The sequence below is a fragment of the Amycolatopsis sp. TNS106 genome (genome assembly GCF_019330265.1).
GTDB lineage: Bacteria > Actinomycetota > Actinomycetes > Mycobacteriales > Pseudonocardiaceae > Amycolatopsis > Amycolatopsis lurida.
This window is the reverse complement of record NZ_CP024972.1, coordinates 7,809,243-7,827,655: the sequence shown is the minus strand read 5'-3', so window position 1 is coordinate 7,827,655 and position 18,413 is coordinate 7,809,243. Positions and strand designations below refer to the sequence as shown.

Sequence of the window (18,413 nt, the reverse complement as noted above, 5' to 3'; positions counted from 1 at the left end):
ATGGCCCAGCTATCACCGCTGCTCAAGCAGGCAACGCCGGTCGTGGTCGACCACGGTGAGGGGGTTTACCTCTACGACACCGATGGCAAACGTCACCTGGATTTCACCGCCGGTATCGGCGTGACCAGCACCGGCCACTGTCACCCGCACGTGGTGAGCGCGGCGCGGGAGCAGATCGGCAAACTCGTCCATGGGCAGTACACGACGGTCATGCACAAGCCGATGCTGGAGCTGACCGAGAAGCTGGGCGGCGTCCTCCCGGAAGGCCTGGATTCGCTCTTCTACGCGAACTCGGGCAGTGAAGCGGTCGAGGCGGCGCTGCGGTTGTCGCGGCAGGCCACGAAACGGCCCAACGTCATCGTCTTCCAGGGCGGGTTCCACGGCCGGACCGTCGCGGCGGCGACGATGACGACGTCGGGCACCCGGTTCAGCGCCGGGATCTCGCCGCTCATGTCCGGTGTGCACGTCGCGCCCTTCCCCTACGCGTTCCACTACGGCTGGGACGAGGAGACGGCGACGAAGTTCGCGCTGCGCGAGCTCGACTACCTCTTCGCGACGGTCTGCGCGCCGAACGAAACGGCCGCGTTCTTCATCGAGCCGGTACTCGGCGAGGGCGGGTACGTCCCGGCGAACACCGAGTTCCTGGCCGGCCTGCGGGAACGCGCCGACAAGCACGGGATCCTGCTGGTGATGGACGAGATCCAGACCGGCTTCGGCCGGACCGGCCGATTCTGGGGACACGAGCACTTCGGGGTACGCCCGGACATCGTGCTCATCGCGAAGGGGCTCGCGAGCGGGTTCCCGATCTCGGGTATCGCCGCGTCGGAGGAGCTGATGGCGAAGGCGCTCCCGGGTTCCCAGGGCGGGACCTACGGCGGCAACGCGGTGGCCTGCGCGGCGGCGATCGCCACGCTCGAGGTGATCCAGCAGGAGGGTCTGGTCGAGAACGCCGCCGATCGAGGACGCCAGCTCCTGGAAGGCGTACGGGTGATCGCGGACAAATCACCGTCGATCGGTGACGTCCGCGGGCTGGGGTTGCTGGTCGGTTCCGAGTTCACCACGCCGGACGGCGAGCCGGACACCGCGAAGGCCCAGGCGGCCCAGAAAGCCGCTTCCTCCAACGGTTTGCTGCTGCTGACTTGCGGGGCGTACATGAACGTCGTCCGCATGGTGCCACCGCTGATCGTCGACTCCGCGCAGGTCGACGAGGCGCTGCGCATCTGGGGTGACGTGGTGGCGGGGGTCGAGTGATGGCCCGCTACATCACGATCACGCTCGACAAGCGTGGAGTGTCCTGCCGGGCCCGGCTGCTCGACGCCGAAGCCCCGCGGACCTGCCGCGCGGTCTGGGACGCGTTGCCGCAGAGCGGGTCGGCGTACCACGCGAAGTACGCACGCAACGAGGTCTACACGCTCGTGCCGCCCTTCGCCGAACCGAAGCCGGGCCGCGAAAACCCCACGGTGACCCCGATTCCGGGCGATGTCGTGTACTTCGGGTTCGAGGCTTGGGAGATCGGCAACCCGGCGTACGGCTACGACGAGGACAGCGAGGCGCACAGCGACCAGGGGGCGACGGACCTCGCGATCTTCTACGGCCGCAACAACCTGTTGATCAACGGCGACGCGGGCTGGGTGCCCGGCAACGTGTTCGCGACGATCGAAGAAGGACTCGCCGAAATGGCGGAGGCCGCCCAGGATCTCTGGCTGCGAGGTGTCGAGGGCGAGACGCTTTCGTTCGCACGCGCGTGAAAACCCGTGGGCGGTGCGGGTTCGCACCCTCACCGCCCACGGGCCGGCACCCCACCCTGGCTTACTGCCGCGCTTCGGTGAGCCGGTATTCGACGCCGCCGACCTCTTCACCGCGCTGGTCGACCTGTGTCACGTGGACGGTGTACTGCCCACCGGCCGCCTCGGCACCGGCGGTGAAGCTCAGCTTGGCGCCCACCTGTTCGCCCGACTTGAAGGTCAGGCCGCCGATCCGGGCTCGCTGGGGGTTCACGATGGCCAACTCGGTCTCACCGACCCGTTCGACGCCCTCCCCCTTCGCGCCCGCCGCCCGCCAACGCGCGGCCAGGTCGGGGCCGAGGTCGATGGTGATCCGTCCCGGGCCGGTGAACGGCCTGCCCGGCTGAGTGAAGACGATGTCGCCGACCGCCGTGGGCTCACGGCCGTCCCAGCCGAACACGATCGGCCGGAACTCCGGGATCTTGATCTTGAAGGGTACGGCGTTCACGTTGTGCCAGCCGATGTTGTTGTTGTTCCGCGCGTTCGCCGACGTGCTCAGGCCCTCGGTCGGCAGATCGGTCGGCGAAAGCCACCGTGCCAGCAGGCAGAAGTGCGAGCCGATCGGGACCTTCCACGGGATGACGACCCGTTTGGTGCCGTAGGGCACGTCCACGTTGGTGGCCGAACCGATGTAGGTCCATTGACTCGACCATTGGGCCACGGTGCCTTGCTTCGTGTAGTAGACCTGCAGCGTCCCCTTCTCGAGCGCGTCCCCGTACGGGCCGGGGTTGTTCAGCGTGACGTGGATGTAGGCGGTGCTCCCCTGGACGATCGGGTCGTCGGTGGCGCAGAGGATCGTCGCCGAGAAACAGACCCGGATGTCGGGACTGGAGTAGAGCGAACCGGCCGAGGGTTCGAACCCGACATCCGACGTGTTGTCCCGGATGAAGACGTCGCTCCGGGCCTCCGGCGCGGCCTGCACCGCGGGTGCGACACCCGCGAACAGCGTCGCGGCGGCCAAGACGGCCGAGGCGAGCAGTGTTCGGCGGCGCCGCGGATTCCTGCTGATCATGTTCCCCTCCTTGGGCGAAACATTCGACCCGTTGACCGTCCGCCGGACCGGTTGTGGCGGGGTTGCGGAGATCGTGTGCCCTAATTGGCCGATTTCGGTGGGTCTTCGCCCGGATACGCTCACCGGGGTCACATGCCGGAGGGAGCAGGGTGCCCGGGCCAGGGGAACTACGGGTGCTGGGCCCGGTCGAAGCGATCGGCCCCACCGGGCGGGCGGAGTTGCACGGTGCCCGCCAGCGAGCCGTGCTCGGCGTTCTCGCCCTGCACGCGGGCTCGGTCGTCCCGATCCCCCGGCTGGTCGACGTGCTCTGGGGTGAGAATCCGCCGCGCACCGCGGTGAAGACCCTGCACAGTCATGTCGCCCGGATCCGGCAGGCACTGGAGGACTGTGGGTTCCCGCCGGTCCTGCTGACGCGCAAGCCGGGATACGTCCTGACGGTCGCTCCGTCCTCTGTCGACGCTCTTCGCTTCGAAGAAGAACTTCGCGCGGCCAAGCGGAGTAGTCCCACTCAGGCGGTGGCGGCATTGCGTGAGGCATTGCGGCTCTGGCACGGCGAAGCGTTCGCGGACGCCGAACTCGACGGCTGGGGTCCGCGCGAGGTCGAACGGCTCCAGGAACTACGGCTGTCCGCCTGGGAAGAACTCTGGGACGCCGAGCTGAAGCTGGGCGAACACGAGGAGGTCCTCAGGGAACTTCCGCGGCTCCGTGCCGGGCAGCCCTATCGCGAACGGCTCGCCGCCCTGCACATGCTCGCCCTGCATCGCTGCGGGAGGCATGCCGAGGCATTGGAGACCTTCCAGGCCGTACGCCGAGGGCTGGCCGACGAGTTCGGTGCCGATCCCGGCCCGGAACTGGTCGAACTGCACACGTCGATCCTGCGCCGGGCGCCCGAACTCGACGCGCCCGCACGGGGCACGGCGCCCGCGCAACTCCCCGCCCGCGTCGGGCACTTCACCGGACGGCAGCAGGAGCTGGCTTCGCTCGACAGTCTCCTCGACGAAGCCGAACCGCCGGTCGTGGTCATCTCCGGTGCCGCGGGGATGGGGAAGTCCGCGCTGGCCGTGCAATGGGCGCATAGCATCGCGGACCGCTTCCCCGACGGCCAGCTCTTCCTCGACCTCGCCGGGCACGATCCGGATGAGGCGATCTCGCCGGGCGACGCCCTCGCGCATCTGTCGCGCGGCCTCGGCCTCCCCGACGACCGGCTGCCCGACGCGACGGCCGAACGCGCGGCACTCTACCGCTCATTGCTGCACGGGAAGCGTTGCGTGATCGTCGCCGACAACGCGGGCGGCGTCGACCAGATCCTTCCGCTCGTCCCCGGCACGGCGAAGGCGATGTTGATCGTCACCAGCAGGCAGACCCTCGCCGCGCTCGGCATCAGGCACGCCGTCCGCGTGTTCGCCCTCGACGCGCTGGCCGACCCGGAATCGATGACGCTGCTCACCCGGGTGCTGGGCGCCGACCGGGTCGCGCGCGAAACCGCTCAGGCCGCCCGCCTGGCCAGGCTGTGCGACGGGATGCCGCTGGCCCTGCGGATCGCCGCCGCACGATTGACGAGTGAGCCGGGCCGTCCGATCGTGGACCTCACCGAGGAACTCACCGGTGTCGGCCGGCTGGAAACCCTTGCGGTACAAGGAGATTCTCGAACGGTCAAAACCGTCCTCGCGAGCGCCTACCTGCCACTGGACCAGGCCTCGGCCCGGCTGTTCCGGCTGTCCGGCCTGATCCCGGGGACTTCGTTCAGTTCGTCACTCGGCAGCGCGTTGTGCGGGGTGCCCGCCGAAGCCGGCCGGGTCGTGGCCGCCGAGCTTTCCGCGGCACACCTGATCACCCCGGCCGGCCCGGACCGCTACCGGCTCCACGATCTGATCCGCGAATTCGCCGTCGCTTGCGCCCACGCCGACGAAACGACGCCGGGCCGTGCCGAGGCCGCGGACCGGCTGATCGACTGGTACCTGCACGTCGCCGCCGAAGCGAACCGGATCATCGACCCGAACCGCGATCTGGTCTCCCCGGCGTTGCGCTGGACGCGCCCCGAACGGCCGTTCCCGGCGGAAAGGCGTGCGGCGCTGGCGTTCCTGAGCGCGGAGCGCGCGAATCTGCTTCCCGTGGTGCGATTCGCGCGCGAACACGGCCGCAACACCGCCGCCTGGCAGCTCACCTACCTGCTCACCAGTTTCTACGACACCATGGGCGGCTGGAACGAGCGGATCGGGCTCTGTCGCGAAGGGGCCGCGGCGGCCGTCGAACTCGACGATCCTTTGGCCGAGGCGGAAATGCTGCGTGCGCTGGGCGCGGCCTACTTCATGACCCGGCGGCTGACGGACGCGCTCGAAACCAACGCCCGCGCGTTGAAGGCCGCCCGCGCGGCAGGCGACCTCGAAGGTGAAGGGCACATCTACAACAACACCGCGAACGCCTACGCCGCACTGCGCCGCTTCGACGAGGCGATCACCGCATACCGGCTGGCGGTGGAGCGGTGCACCTCGGCGGGCAACCGGCTCGGACGGGCCTTGTCCCAACGCAACCTCGGCCACGCCTACATCCGCCGCGGGCAGCCGATGGACGGACTCAGCCCGTTGACGGCCGCGCTGGAGACGTTCCGCGAACTGGGCAACGCCCGGCTGGAAGCGGCCACCCTGGACACGCTCGGCGAGGCCTACGAGGAACTCGGCGATCACGACGTCGCGCTCGGCCATCTCCGCGAGGCGCTGGCCGCGTCCAGGGCGATCGGAGACCGGTGGCAGGAGTGGGAGTCGCTGCTGCACGCCGGCCAGGTCCACCTCGCCCGCCGGGATTTCCCGGCCGCGCGAGCCGATTTCGACCAGGCGCTGCTGATCAGCCGGGACGTCGGGAACCGGCACAGCGAGGCGGCCGCGCTCGACCGGCTCGGCCGTGCCCACCTGGGGCTCGGCGATCTGGCCGCGGCGCGGGAGAACCTCGAGCGCGGCGTCGCGGTCCGGGCGAGTGTGCCGGATCCGTACGAGGAGGCGCATCTGCACCGTGACCTCGGCGACCTGGAAGCGCGGTGCGGCGACACGGCCGCCGCGGCCACCCACTGGGCTCGGGCGATCGAGCTGTACCGGCGGGCGAACGCGACGGCCGACGCCGACCTCGTCACCCGGCGGGGCTGATCACCACGGTCGAGGTCGCGTACACGAGCTTGCCCTGTGACGGCTCGAAGAACTCGACCCGCGCCTTCCCCGTTTGCCCCGGCACGATCGTGAATTCGGCGTATGCCCTGGTCTCACCGCGCTGGAAGGTGACGACACCGTCCTTCACCGGCTCGTGGGCGAAGCCTTCGGTGCGGTAGCGGATCTTGAGCGGTCCCGCGAGCCACGGCCGGGAAAGCACGAGCGGCACCTTGCAGGTGGTGGTGCCCAGCGCGAAGTTGGGCGGGATCGACCAGCAGATCTCGCCTTCCTGGGTGGTGGCCAGCGGCGCGGTCTTGACCTTGTCGTCGTCGGCCACCCAGGCCACGCCGACGCTGTGCCCGATCCGCACGCCTCTCTCGCCGTACAGGTGCAGGGAGAACATCTCGTCGTTCTCCACGAAGGAATCGGCGCGGACCTTGACCGCGACCGTCTGCGCGTCCGCCCTCCCGGACCAGGTCAGCGTGCCCGCACGCGGCAGGTAGTCGACGCTCTCCCTCGCGATGAACGCCGGATCGACCGGCGAGCCGTTGCCTTCGATCGTCCGGTATTCGACCGAGCCCTGCGGCGCGCAGCCGCCGTCGGTGAGCGAAACGGTGAAGACAAGGGTGGTGTACCCGGCGCTCGTTCCCTCGGCCTGACTGACTCCGCTGACGTTCGCCACGGGCGCGGTGCAGCCAGCTTGCCCGCCTTCGGCCACCGGTACCGCGAGCCCGAACGCGACCGCCAGCGCCGCCCCCAGCGCCGCGATCCGTCTCATCCTGGTTCCCATCGAGCGTCCACCCCTTCCGGCGGGCCGCCGCGACCCGCTGCGACATGGGTAACCGAGCGAGGTTGTCACGAGGTTGTGGCCACCGGAGAGCAAACATGAAAATGATTCATGGCCATCCGCGCCCAGGACGTACTACGCTTCGGTAACCAGGCAATGAAGCGTGAGGAAGGGCAGTCGATGGGCGATGTTGCGGCACGGTTCGCCGAGATCGTCGGGGACTCGAATTTGCTTTCAGGCGAGGCGATCCCCGAGGACTACGCGCACGACGAGGCTTTGACCATCACGGCGCGGCGGCCTGCCCACCTGGCGAAACCGGGAAGCGCCGAGGAGGTCGCGGAGCTGCTCAAGGCCGCGAGCGAACACGGTGTGCCGGTCACCGCGAGAGGATCGGGCACCGGGCTTTCGGGCGGAGCCACCCCACGCGAAGACGGTCTGGTGATCTCTTTCGAACGAATGAACGCGGTACTGGAGATCGACACGGAGAACCATGTCGCCGTCGTCCAGCCGGGTGTCACGTTGTCCGATTTGGACGAAAAGACCGCGGTGGCCGGACTCGGCTACACCGTCTACCCCGGCGAGCTGAGCGCGAGCGTCGGCGGCAACGTCGGCACGAACGCGGGCGGGATGCGCGCGGTCAAGTACGGCGTCACGCGGCACAACGTCGTGGGCCTGCAGGCCGTCCTGCCGACCGGCGAGATCATCCGGACCGGCGGGAAGACCTCGAAGGTGTCGACCGGGTACGACCTGACCCAGCTGATCATCGGCTCCGAAGGCACCCTCGCGATCGCGACCGAGGTCATCGTGAAGCTGTACCCGCGCTTACCGCACGGCGCCACGGTGTTCGCCCCGTTCGAGACCTTCGACGAGGTGATGACCGTCGTCCCGAAGATCGTCGCCAGCGGTCTCGCGCCGCACATCCTCGAGTACATCGACAACCTCACGCTCGCGGCGATCAGCTACAACGAGAAGCTCAGCCTCGGTGTCCCGGACGCCATCCGCGACAAGGCGCAGGCGTATCTGGTGGTGGCGCTGGAAAACCGCGACAACGACCGGCTGCACGCCGACGTGGAGGAACTCGGCGGACTGCTGGGCGATGTCGGCGCGATGGACGTGTACGTGCTGGAGGGCCCGTCGGCGCGCAAGCTGATCGAGGCCCGCGAGAAGGCGTTCTGGACGGCAAAGGCGGCCGGCGCCGACGACGTCATCGACGTGGTGGTCCCGCGGTCCGCCATGCCCGAGTTCCTGCGCAAGGCCAGGGAAATGGCGTTGTCGCGCGAGGCGGGCGCGCTCGGCTGCGGGCACGCCGGCGACGGCAACGTCCACCTGGCCATCTTCTGCAAGGACCCGGAGAAGCGGAAGCAGCTGCTGACCGACATTTTCGCGCTCGGCATGGAACTCGGCGGCGCGATCTCCGGCGAGCATGGTCTCGGACAGGCCAAATCCGGCTATTTCCTCGATCTGGAGGACCCGGCGAAGATCGCGCTGATGCGCCGGATCAAGGAGAGCTTCGACCCGGCCGGGATCCTCAACCCCGGCGTTCTTTTCGCTGAGAGGGCTTGAAAAGTGAGTGAGATGAACGGCGCCCAGTCCCTGATCCGCACGCTCGTCGACAGCGGCGTCGACGTGTGCTTCTCGAACCCGGGTACCTCGGAGATGCACTTCGTGGCCGCGCTCGACACCGTGCCCGAGATGCGGGGTGTGCTCGGCCTGTTCGAAGGCGTCGTCACCGGCGCCGCGGACGGATACGCCCGCATCGCCGACAAGCCGGCCGCCACACTGCTGCACCTCGGCCCCGGCCTCGGCAACGGGCTGGCGAACCTGCACAACGCGCGCCGCGCGCACACCCCGATCGTCAACGTGATCGGCGATCACGCGACCTACCACAAGCAGTACGACGCCCCGCTCGAATCGGACATCGAGGCCGTCGCCGGTTCGCTCGAAGGCTGGGTCCGCCGCTCCGAGCACACGAAGGACGTCGGTGCCGACGCCGCCGCGGCGGTCGCGGCCTCCCAGGACGCCCCCGGCCAGGTGGCGACACTCATCCTCCCCGCCGACGCGTCCTGGGGTGAGGGCGGGGAGACCTGCGCGCCCATCCCCCCGCGGATCCCGCAGGTCGTCGACGCGACGACGGTGAAGAACATCGCCGAGGTGCTGTCCAGCGGCGAACCGGTCGCGCTGCTCGTCGGCGGCGGCGGCTGCCGTGAGGCCGGCCTGCGCGCGACCAGCCGGATCGCGGCCGCGACCGGAGTGAAGGCGTTCGTCGAGACCTTCCCCGCCCGGCTCGAACGCGGCGAAGGCCTGCCGACGATCGAGCGGCTGGGCTACCTCGCCGAGCAGGTCGCCTACCAGCTCGACGGGGTCAAGCACGTGATCGTCGCCGGTACGAAGGCACCCGTGTCGTTCTTCGCCTACCCCGGCAAGGCGAGCAACCTGGTTCCCGAAGGCGCGCAGGTCCATGTGCTGGCCGAAGTCGCGCAGGACGTGCCGCGAGCGCTGAACGACGTCGCCGACCTGGTCGCCGCCGAGACCGAGCCGGTGCTGCAGGAGGCTTCCCGGCCCGCGCTGCCGTCCGGACCGCTGACCCCGCAGAACTGGGTCGAGGTGATCGGGGCGCTGCTGCCGGAGCGCGCGATCATCGCGGACGAGGCGAACACCTCCGGTCTGCTGCTGCCCGCGGCGACCGCGGGGGCGCCCCGGCACGACGTGCTGACCCTGACCGGTGGCGCGATCGGCTACGGCATGCCCGTCGCGACCGGGGCGGCCGTCGCCGCGCCGGACCGGCCGGTGATCAACCTGCAGTCCGACGGCAGCGCGCTGTACACGATTTCGGCGCTGTGGACGCAGGCGCGGGAAAACCTCGACGTCACCACCGTCCTGCTGAACAACCGCGCGTACGCGATCCTGCGGCTGGAGCTGCAGCGGGTCGGCGCGGACGCCAACGGCCCCAAGGCGAACGAACTGCTCGACCTCTCCCGGCCCGACATGGACTTCGTCAAGATCGCCGAAGGCATGGGCGTCCCGGCGACCCGGGCGACGACGGCGGAGGAGCTGGCCGAGCAGTTCCAGCGCGCGCTCGCCGAACCGGGCCCGCACCTGATCGACGCGATCGTTCCGACGCTGTTCTGAGCGAAGTGCCCTGCGTGCGATGAGTCTTCACCGCACGCAGGGCGCTAGCGGACGGAGGCGACCAGAGACCGGGGCTGGCGTTGCTTCGGGACGAAAACGGTCAAGACGAGCCCCAGGAGCGCCGCGCCGGCGGCGACCACGAAGCTCAGCCGGAAGCCCGTCGCGGACGGGACGGAAACCCCGCCGACGGTGATCGCCAGCGACGCGAGCATGGTCGCCATCACAGCGCTGGACGTCGACGTGCCGACGGAGCGCATCAGCGAGTTCAATCCGTTCGCGGACGCCGTTTCGGTGACCGGGACCGAGCCCATGATCAGCGCCGGCATGGCCGCGTAAGCGATGCCCACACCGCCGCCGATGATGACGGACGCCGTGATCAGCTCGAAGGCGTTGTCCATCAACACGGTCGCGAAGGCGTATCCGGCCGCGATGGTGGTGGCGCCGACCATCAAGGTCGTACGTGGTCCGTAACGTTCGATGAGCCGGGCCGAAACCGGCGACAGCAGGAACATGACCAGGCCGTTCGGCGCGAGGCAGAGCCCGGCCTGCACCATGGTCAGGCCGAGACCGTAGCCGGTCGACGCGGGCGCCTGAAGCAACTGCGGGAACGACAACGCCATCGAGTACAGCGCGAACCCGATCATGATCGACGCCAGGTTGGTGAACAGCACCGGCCGCCGCGCGGAGACCCGCAGGTCCACCAGCGGATCACGCCGCCGCAGCTGGTAGGCGCCCCATACCAGCAGGATCACCACCGCGCTCCCCGCGAAGACGAGGGTGCGGCCGCTGCCCCAGCCCCATTCGCCGCCCTTGACGATCGGCAACAGCAGGCAGACCAGTCCGGCCGTCAGCCCCAGCGCGCCGAGGTAGTCGAACGGCGCCGGCGTCTTCACCGGCGACTCCGGCACCACGAACAGGATCAGCAGGCCGCAGACGAGCCCGAGCCCCGCCGACGCCCAGAACAGGACGTGCCAGTCGGCGTTCTGCGCGACCAGCGCCGACACCGGGAGCCCGATGGCGCCGCCGACGCCGAGCGTCGAACTCATCACCGAGATCGCGGCGCCGACCCGCTCCGGCGGGAGTTCGTCCCGCATGATGCTGATGCCCAGCGGGATCGCGCCCATCGCGCAGCCTTGCAATCCTCGTCCGAGGACCATCAGCGCGAGCGAACTGGTCAGCGCGGACACCACCGAACCCGCGACCAGGAACCCCAGGCTGATCAGCAGCAACCGGCGTTTGCCGTAGAGGTCGCCGAGCCTGCCGCTCACCGGCATCACCACGGCCCCGGCGATCAGGGTCGCCGTCACCACCCACGACGCGTCCGACGGAGTCGCGTTGAGCAGCCGGGGAAACGCGGGGATGAGCGGAACCACGAGCGTCTGCATGAACGAGGCCACCAGACCGCAGGTGGCGAGCACGACGACGAAGATCCGGGGCGAAGGTGCCCGTCCGACCGGTTTCACCCTGCGCATCCCATGATCCGACCTTACACAGCACCACCCTTCTCAGTGAACGGTTCACCGACGGGATCACAGCCAGGTGCGCACCCCACCATGGCCGGAACAGGTACCGCGGCGATTCTGGCTGTAGCTATAGGAACCGTCCTTGCACAGGGCGGTCGCTCCGTCGGCCGCGCCGGGTCCGGCCGCCGGCCGATGGACACAGACACCGTCGGTGTTGCGGTAGTAGTCGCTTCCGCACTCCGCCGAGTTCGGCGCCTTCGCCGCCTGCGTGGTCTTCGGAGGTGTTCTCGTCGGTTTGGGCTCGACCTGCTTCGGCACCTCGAACGCGGCCGTGGTCGTCGGCACGAACTGCTGAGGCGTCGGCGGTGTCCGGCTGCTGGTCGGCGTCGACGTTGTGGTCCCAGCCGTCGGCGTAGCCGGCGCTGTCGACACCGGGCCGCTCTGCGGCGTGACCCGCCCGGCGGGCACGGTCTCCGCACCGCAGCCTCCGGCGACCAGAAGGCCGATTGCCAGCGCCATGCCCAGCTTCGTCGTTCTCGTCGGCATACGACCTCCCCAGCACCTGGTAGTGCCGCGTAGTCGGGAGATCGTCCGCCGGTGTTACCGCCAGGCGCTGTCTAGGCCGTGTCCTGTAAGTCTGTTCGATGGGCTTCGTGATCCAGGTGGTTCCTGGCGGTGCGAGCGGATCGGCCTCGTACCGGGTCGTACTCGGCCGCATCCGCCCGTGCCGTCAGGGACCACTGGGCGTGAAGACCGCGAACATGACTTACAGGACACGGCCTAGTCGACCATCGAGCCGCAACTGATGTTCAACGCCGTCGCCGTCATGCTGCGTGCATGGTCCGACGCGGCGAAGGCGGCCACCTTGGCGACGTCTTCGAGCGATGCCGTCCGCTTGAGCATCGTCGCGTCGACCATGTCACGAATGGCGTCGTCGAGACCGGCACCTTCCGGAATCGTCTCGGGGATGCCGCCGGTGCGCAGGGTCACGACCCGGATGCCCTGCGGCCCGAGTTCGCAAGCCAGCCCGCGCCGCAACGCCTCCATCGCGCTGAACGCGACCTGCAGCCCGCCGAGGTGGTATCCCGGGAGCGGATCACCGTCGCCACCGAACATCAAGATCACCCCGGAGCCCTGTCCGACCATGTGCCGGGCTGCGGCTCGCGCGGTGAGGAAGTTCGTCCGCACCGCTGTCCGGACCGGGCTTTCGAGGTCCTCCAGCGACATCTCGGTCAACGGAATGCCCTGGACGTCGTTGTGCGTGATCACGTTCATCGAGATGTCGACGCTACCTGCCGAGGAAGCCACCGATGCGGCATGCTCGTCGATGGCGGCTTCGTCGAGAGCGTCGAATTCAGCTGTTTCGGCCTTCCCGCCCGCTGCCCGGATTTCGTCGGCCAGCGCGTCGAGTTTCTTCAAGGTGCGGCCGGTGAGGTGGACGGTCGCGCCCTCCCTGGCGAACCCGCGGGACACCGCGCTCCCGATCCCGCCCGCGGCCCCGTAGATGATCGCGTTCCTTCCTTCGAGCAACATCGATTCCTCCTATTTGCCATCCAAGGTGAGAAGCCCTTCGGGTGTTCCCTCCAGGTGGACGTCGACCCACAACGGGCGCCACGCGCCCAGCTCGTGAAATCTGCGCAGTTCCGCCAAACCGCTGAGCCAGCCCATCCACATGCCGTACGGCGGCCTCTCGTCCGAGAATCCACTTTGGACGAAAGTCAGTTTCGTACCGCCATCGGAATCATCGAGTTCCCAAGAGGCGACGACGCCGTCCTGGTACGCGAGCGACATCTTGGAACCGGGCACCAGGTCGACGATCTTCGCCGGATCCGGATCCGTTTCCAGCGACCCCATCGCCCAGCGGCCACCGACATGGTTCTCCGCCTCGATCCGGGCACCGAACCAGCGCGTGAACACCTCTGGGTCGGCGATCGAGGAGTAGACCTCCCCACGGGGCGCGCCGATCCGCACTTCTTCGCTCATCAGCGGGGAGGTGAGGTCACAGCGCGCGGTGAGCGGCCGTCCTTCGACGTGATCGACGAGGTTCGCGACCGAAAGCGCCCAGAACGTGTGCATCATGCCGAGTGACGAATCCGGGTCGGCGAGCATCGCGGCATAGTCCGGCAGACCGCTTTGGCTGAACGCCAAGGACGTCTCGCCCCCGTCTTCCGCCAGCACGATCTCGACGACGGTCTCCGTACCGCCGAGGGACCAGGCGAACCGCAGGACGTTGTCCTCGGCCAGCAACAGCCTTTGGCGCGGACGATCGCCTTCCGGCGTGTAACGGCCCCAGAACTCGTACCGGGACGGCAGTTCGACTTCCGCGTATTCGGAAAGCCACTCGCGCAGCGCCCCGGGGTCGGTCAGCGCTTGCCAGACTTCGTCGATCGGCGCGCGCAGCCGCACCTGGAACCTCGTCGGTTCAGTCACGGGCATCTCCCTTCGGGTAGCAGGCCATGGCGAGCTTGAAGGCGTCGCCTTCCGCTCCGCCGTAGCGGGTGAACAGATCCTGCAAAGTCGTCTTCAGTTCGTCGAGGAACTCCTGACGCCGCTCCGGCTCCACCCGGATCTCGCCGGAGACACCGATCGACGGCAGTTCCGGCGCGGCCCTGTCGAGCGCGGCGACGTCCGCCTGGACCTCTTCCATGAGGTCCACCAAGTAGCCCAGGCTCAGCTCGTCCCGCGCCGCCCGCGGGCCGAGCCGCCCCACCAGCCCCGGCGACAACCAGTACGAACGGGCGGTCGCCTGGTACACACCCTCACTGACGGCGCGCACCTTCCGCTCCGACACCTGCTTCACGAGACCGGCTTCCACCAGTCGCTTCACGTGGTAATAGACCCGCTGCGGCGTCTGATCCAGCACCGCCGCCACCTCGGTGCAGGACCGCGGCTCCGCCAGCTGCCGCAGAACGTCCACCCGCTGCGGTTTCAGCAACGCCTCCGCCTGCTCCAAGCGCTCCAGGTACTCCACGTCTCTCACGGCACCACACCCTCGATCACAAAAATCAGTTTGAACGTAAAAATCTCTTTTGTCAATCGAGCCGGATCGCGCTACTCTCGTCGTGTGGCGTTCCTTCGGCGGTACCCGGCGGAGATCGCGGTCACCGCGGCGGTGGTCGTCGGGCTGTCGGCGTCGCCGCTGATGGGTCGTGTTCCGCTCGATCCTGATCCCGCTCAAGGCGGCCTTGCTGAACCTGCTGAGCATCGGCGCCGCGCTCGGCGTGGTGACGACGGTGTTCGGCGACGGTCTGTCCGGAACGCAGCCGGGACCGATCGAAGCTTTCGTGCCGGTACTGATCTTCGCGATCGTGTTCGGGCTTCCATGGACTACGAGGTGTTCCTGGTGTCCCGGATGCACGAGGATTGGCGGCGCACCGACGGGTGATCACGGCGGCGGCGGTGATCATGATCCTCGTGTTCGGCGCGTTCCTGCTCAATCCCGACCGCATGCCGGCGCAGTTCGGTCTCGGGCCGGCGGTCGTGGTGGACGCGTTCGTGATCCGTTGTCTCGTGGTGCCCGCGGTGATGCGGTCGCTCGGCGAACGCGCCTGACGGCTGCCGCGATGGCTGGACCGGCGATTGCCGCACGTGACACTGGAGCCATCGTCCCGCTAGGCCCCGGACGACATGAAAGGCCCCTTCATTGCAGAATTCGCAATGAAGGGGCCTTTCATGTCACGCGCTTATTCGTAGATCTCGCCCTTCGCGGCCTTCGCGACCAGCGACTCCGGCGGGGTGAAGTGGTCGCCGTAGCGCTCCGCCAGCTCACGAGCCCGGTCGACGAAGCCCTGCAGGCCACCCTCGTACTGGTTGATGTACTGGATGACACCACCGGTCCACGCCGGGAAACCGATACCGAAGATCGAACCGATGTTGGCGTCGGCGACGGTGGTGAGCACGCCCTCGTCGAAGCACTTCACGGTCTCGAGCGCCTCGGCGAACAGCATGCGCTCCTTGAGGTCCTCGAAGGGAACCTCGGCGCTGCCCGACTTGAACGCGTCGCGCAGGCCCGGCCAGAGACCGGCCCGCTTGCCGTCTTCGTCGTAGTCGTAGAAACCCGAACCGGTGGAACGGCCCTTGCGGTCGAATTCCTCCACCATCCGGTCGATGACGCCCTCGGACGCGTGCGCGTTCCAGGTGCCGCCGGCGGCCTCGATCGCTTCGCGGGTCTCCTTGCGGATCTTGCGCGGCAGCGTCAGGGTCAGCTCGTCCATCAGCTGCAGCGGCGGGGCCGGGTACCCGGCCTGGGCACCGGCCTGCTCGATCGACGCCGGCTCGACACCCTCGCCCAGCGCGGCGACGGCCTCGTTGAGGAACGTGCCGATGACGCGCGAGGTGAAGAAGCCGCGGCTGTCGTTGACGACGATCGGGGTCTTCTTGATCTGCAGCGTGTAGTCGAAGACCTTCGCCAGCGTGGCGGGCGAGGTCTTCTCACCGCAGATGATCTCGACCAGCGGCATCTTGTCCACCGGCGAGAAGAAGTGGATCCCGATGAAGTCCTCGCTCCGCTGGACACCCTCGGCGAGCGCGGTGATCGGCAGGGTCGAGGTGTTGGAGCCGAGCACGGCGTCGGGGTTGACGACGCCCTCGATCTCCTGGAACACCTTGTGCTTCAGCTCGACGCTCTCGAAGACGGCCTCGATCACGAAGTCGACGCCGGCGAAGTCTTCCGCCTTGTCGGTCGGCTTGATCTTGGCGAGCAGCGCGTCGGACTTCTCCTGCGTGGTCTTGCCGCGAGAGAGGGCCTTCTCCTCCAGCTTGACCGCGTAGCCCTTGCCCTTTTCGGCGCCTTCGAGCGTGACGTCCTTAAGTACGACGTCGATGCCGGCCTTCGCCGAGACGTACGCGATCGCGGCGCCCATCATGCCCGCGCCGACGACGCCGACCTTCTTGGCGGTGTACTTCTCGAAGCCTTCCGGCCGCGAACCGCCGGAGTTGATGCTCTGCAGGTCGAAGAAGAACGCCTTCGTCATGTTCTTCGAGACCTGGCCGGTGGCGAGGTGCACGAAGTAGCGGGTCTCGACGGTGATCGCGGTGTCGAAGTCGACCTGCGAACCCTCGATGGCCGCGGCCAGGATCGCCCGCGGGGCCGGCATGTTCGCGCCCTTGATCTGCTTGCGCAGGTTCGCCGGGAACGCGGGCAGGTTCGCCGCGAAGCTCGGGTTCGACGGGGTGCCGCCCGGGATCTTGTAGCCCTTGACGTCCCACGGCTGCACGCCGCCCTCGGGGTTGGCCTTGATCCACGCCTTCGCGGCCGGGACCAGCTCTTCGACGGTGCCGACCAGCTCGTGCACGAGGCCGAGTTCCTTGGCCTTGGCCGGGCGGTGGCGCTGGCCCTGCAGCAGCACGTTCAGCAGCGCGCTCTGGATGCCCAGCAGGCGCACGGTGCGGACGATGCCACCACCGCCGGGAAGCAGGCCGAGGGTGACCTCGGGAAGGCCGATCTGGCTGCCCTTGACGTCGGCGGCGATGCGGTGGTGCGTCGCGAGCGCGAGTTCGAGGCCGCCGCCGAGCGCGGCGCCGTTGATGGCGGCCACAACCGGCTTGCCCAGCTGCTCGAGCCGTCGCATCTGGCCCTTCATCTGGGCGCTGCTCTGGGTGATCTCGGCGGCGTGCTCCGGCTTGGCCTGGATCAGGTCGTTGAGGTCGCCACCGGCGAAGAAGGTCTTCTTGGCCGAGGTGAGGACGACACCGGTGATGCTGTCCTTCTCCGCCTCCAGGCGGTCCACGACCACGCCGAGCGACTCGCGGAAGTCGGCGTTCATCGTGTTGGCGGACTGCTTCGGGTCGTCCAGGGTGAGCACGACGATGCCGTCGGCGTCCTGCTCCCAGCGGATGGTCTTCGCTTCAGTCATTGTCTCTTCCTCAGACCCGCTCGATGATGGTCGCGACGCCCATGCCGCCGCCGATGCACAGGGTGACCAGGGCACGGCGCGCCTGGCGACGCTCCAGCTCGTCGACGACGGTGCCGACCAGCATCGCGCCGGTGGCGCCCAGCGGGTGCCCCATCGCGATCGCGCCGCCGTTGACGTTGACCTTCTCCTCGTCGAGGTGCAGGTCCTTGATCCACTTGAGGACGACCGAGGCGAAGGCCTCGTTCAGCTCCCACAGGTCGATGTCGTCCGGGGTGAGACCGGCGATCTTGAGGACCTTCTCGGTGGCCGGCGTCGGGCCGGTGAGCATGATCGTGGGCTCGGAGCCGACGGTCGCGGTCGCCACGATGCGGGCGCGCGGGGTCAGGCCGAAGTCCTTGCCGATCTGCTCGTTGCCGACCAGCACCACCGCGGCACCGTCGACGATGCCGGACGAGTTGCCGCCGGTGTGAACGTGGTTGATCTTCTCGACCGAGTGGTACTTCTGGAGCGCGACGGCGTCGAAGCCGCCCAGCTCACCGATGCCGGCGAAGGCGGGCTTGAGCTTGCCGAGCCCCTCGACGGTGCTGCCGGGGCGACGGTGCTCGTCGTGGTCGAGGATCGTGACGCCGTTGAGGTCCTTCACCGGGACGACGGACTTCGCGAAGTAGCCGCCGGACCAGGCCGCTTCGGCCCTTTCCTGCGAGCGCACGGCCCACGCGTCGACGTCCTCGCGGGAGAAGCCCTCGATGGTCGCGATCAGGTCGGCACCGGTGCCCTGCGGGACGATGTAGTTGTCGTACGCGGTGGCCGGGTCCATGAACAGCGCGCCGCCGTCGGAGCCCATCGGCACGCGCGACATCGACTCGACACCGCCGGCGATGATCAGCTGGTCCCAGCCGGAGCGCACCTTCTGCGCGGCGGTGTTGGTGGCTTCGAGGCCGGAGGCGCAGAAGCGATTCAGCTGGACGCCGGCGACCGATTCGGGAAGACCCGCGTTCAGCGCGGCGGTGCGCGCGATCACGGCGCCCTGCTCACCGACCGGGGACACCACGCCGAGGACGATGTCGTCGATCACGGCGGGGTCGAGGTTCGGGTGCCGGACCTTCAGTTCCTCGATGAGGCCGACCACGAGATCGACCGGCTTGGTGCCGTGGAGGGCACCGCCTTTGTTCTTGCCGCGAGGCGTACGGATCGCCTCGTAGATGTAGGCCTCGCTACTCACAGAAAAACTCCTCCGCGTACGGCG

The 18,413-nt window shown here is 68.6% G+C and carries 14 protein-coding genes and 1 pseudogene; 6 read left to right on the top strand and 9 right to left on the bottom strand.

From position 1 onward, the window contains the following. Positions 1 to 1,251 carry an aspartate aminotransferase family protein gene (locus CVV72_RS36185; protein ID WP_219148681.1) on the top strand — a complete coding sequence of 417 codons (1,251 nt, stop codon included), beginning with the start codon at positions 1 to 3 and terminating at the stop codon, positions 1,249 to 1,251. Then, on the top strand, positions 1,251 to 1,748 hold the full coding sequence (locus CVV72_RS36180) for a DUF3830 family protein (protein ID WP_038508763.1): 498 nt from the start codon (positions 1,251 to 1,253) through the stop codon (positions 1,746 to 1,748). The genes CVV72_RS36185 and CVV72_RS36180 overlap by 1 nt, the downstream gene beginning before the upstream one ends. A 61-nt stretch (positions 1,749 to 1,809) precedes the next feature. Here the strand turns inward: CVV72_RS36180 and CVV72_RS36175 are convergent, their stop codons facing one another. After that, positions 1,810 to 2,796, bottom strand: coding sequence for a hypothetical protein (locus tag CVV72_RS36175; RefSeq protein WP_219148680.1), 987 nt, complete (start codon positions 2,794 to 2,796; stop codon positions 1,810 to 1,812). Between the two features lie 173 nt (positions 2,797 to 2,969). On the opposite strand from CVV72_RS36175, the gene CVV72_RS36170 reads away from it, so the two are divergent. After that, the gene (locus CVV72_RS36170) at positions 2,970 to 5,933 is read left to right on the top strand and encodes a BTAD domain-containing putative transcriptional regulator (RefSeq protein ID WP_219154361.1); all 2,964 of its coding nucleotides are present in this window, start codon (positions 2,970 to 2,972) and stop codon (positions 5,931 to 5,933) included. Here the strand turns inward: CVV72_RS36170 and CVV72_RS36165 are convergent. Next, positions 5,917 to 6,711 (bottom strand): Calx-beta domain-containing protein, encoded by a 795-nt coding sequence (locus CVV72_RS36165; RefSeq protein ID WP_219148679.1) that lies wholly within the window; start codon positions 6,709 to 6,711, stop codon positions 5,917 to 5,919. The two genes, CVV72_RS36170 and CVV72_RS36165, sit on opposite strands and share 17 nt — an antisense overlap. 189 nt (positions 6,712 to 6,900) lie before the next feature. Here CVV72_RS36165 and CVV72_RS36160 point away from each other — a divergent pair, with 189 nt between their 5' ends. Beyond that, on the top strand, positions 6,901 to 8,283 hold the full coding sequence (locus CVV72_RS36160) for an FAD-binding oxidoreductase (RefSeq protein ID WP_219148677.1): 1,383 nt from the start codon (positions 6,901 to 6,903) through the stop codon (positions 8,281 to 8,283). Positions 8,284 to 8,295: 12 nt separating this feature from the next. After that, entirely contained in the window at positions 8,296 to 9,849 is a 1,554-nt protein-coding gene (locus CVV72_RS36155; protein WP_219148675.1) for an acetolactate synthase large subunit, read from the top strand. A gap of 44 nt (positions 9,850 to 9,893) precedes the next feature. Here CVV72_RS36155 and CVV72_RS36150 read toward each other — a convergent pair whose 3' ends face one another. From CVV72_RS36150 to CVV72_RS36130, 5 genes are all read right to left on the bottom strand, one after another. Then, positions 9,894 to 11,321, bottom strand: a complete 1,428-nt coding sequence (locus CVV72_RS36150) for an MFS transporter (protein WP_219148673.1) — start codon at positions 11,319 to 11,321, stop codon at positions 9,894 to 9,896. A 57-nt stretch (positions 11,322 to 11,378) separates the two neighbouring features. After that, positions 11,379 to 11,858: a DUF3761 domain-containing protein gene (locus CVV72_RS36145; RefSeq protein ID WP_255632372.1), complete on the bottom strand. Its 480-nt coding sequence runs from the start codon at positions 11,856 to 11,858 to the stop codon at positions 11,379 to 11,381. A gap of 234 nt (positions 11,859 to 12,092) precedes the next feature. After that, a complete protein-coding gene (locus CVV72_RS36140) occupies positions 12,093 to 12,845 on the bottom strand; it encodes an SDR family NAD(P)-dependent oxidoreductase (protein ID WP_219148671.1) in 753 nt (250 codons plus the stop codon). 9 nt (positions 12,846 to 12,854) lie between these two features. Beyond that, entirely contained in the window at positions 12,855 to 13,748 is an 894-nt protein-coding gene (locus tag CVV72_RS36135; protein WP_219148668.1) for an SRPBCC family protein, read from the bottom strand. Then, positions 13,735 to 14,292, bottom strand: coding sequence for a transcriptional regulator (locus tag CVV72_RS36130; protein ID WP_219148665.1), 558 nt, complete (start codon positions 14,290 to 14,292; stop codon positions 13,735 to 13,737). Before CVV72_RS36130 ends, CVV72_RS36135 begins: the two co-directional genes overlap by 14 nt. Before the next feature lie 132 nt (positions 14,293 to 14,424). On the opposite strand from CVV72_RS36130, the pseudogene CVV72_RS36125 reads away from it, so the two are divergent. Continuing rightward, positions 14,425 to 14,927, top strand: a pseudogene (locus CVV72_RS36125) (MMPL family transporter); the annotation flags it as partial. Positions 14,928 to 14,995: 68 nt separating this feature from the next. On the opposite strand, the gene CVV72_RS36120 reads toward CVV72_RS36125, so the two are convergent. Together CVV72_RS36120 and CVV72_RS36115 are read right to left on the bottom strand one after the other, a co-directional pair. Continuing rightward, positions 14,996 to 17,167, bottom strand: coding sequence for a 3-hydroxyacyl-CoA dehydrogenase NAD-binding domain-containing protein (locus CVV72_RS36120; RefSeq protein WP_219148662.1), 2,172 nt, complete (start codon positions 17,165 to 17,167; stop codon positions 14,996 to 14,998). 10 nt (positions 17,168 to 17,177) lie between these two features. Further along, the gene (locus CVV72_RS36115) at positions 17,178 to 18,389 is read right to left on the bottom strand and encodes an acetyl-CoA C-acetyltransferase (protein ID WP_219148660.1); all 1,212 of its coding nucleotides are present in this window, start codon (positions 18,387 to 18,389) and stop codon (positions 17,178 to 17,180) included. Positions 18,390 to 18,413: the final 24 nt, after the last annotated feature.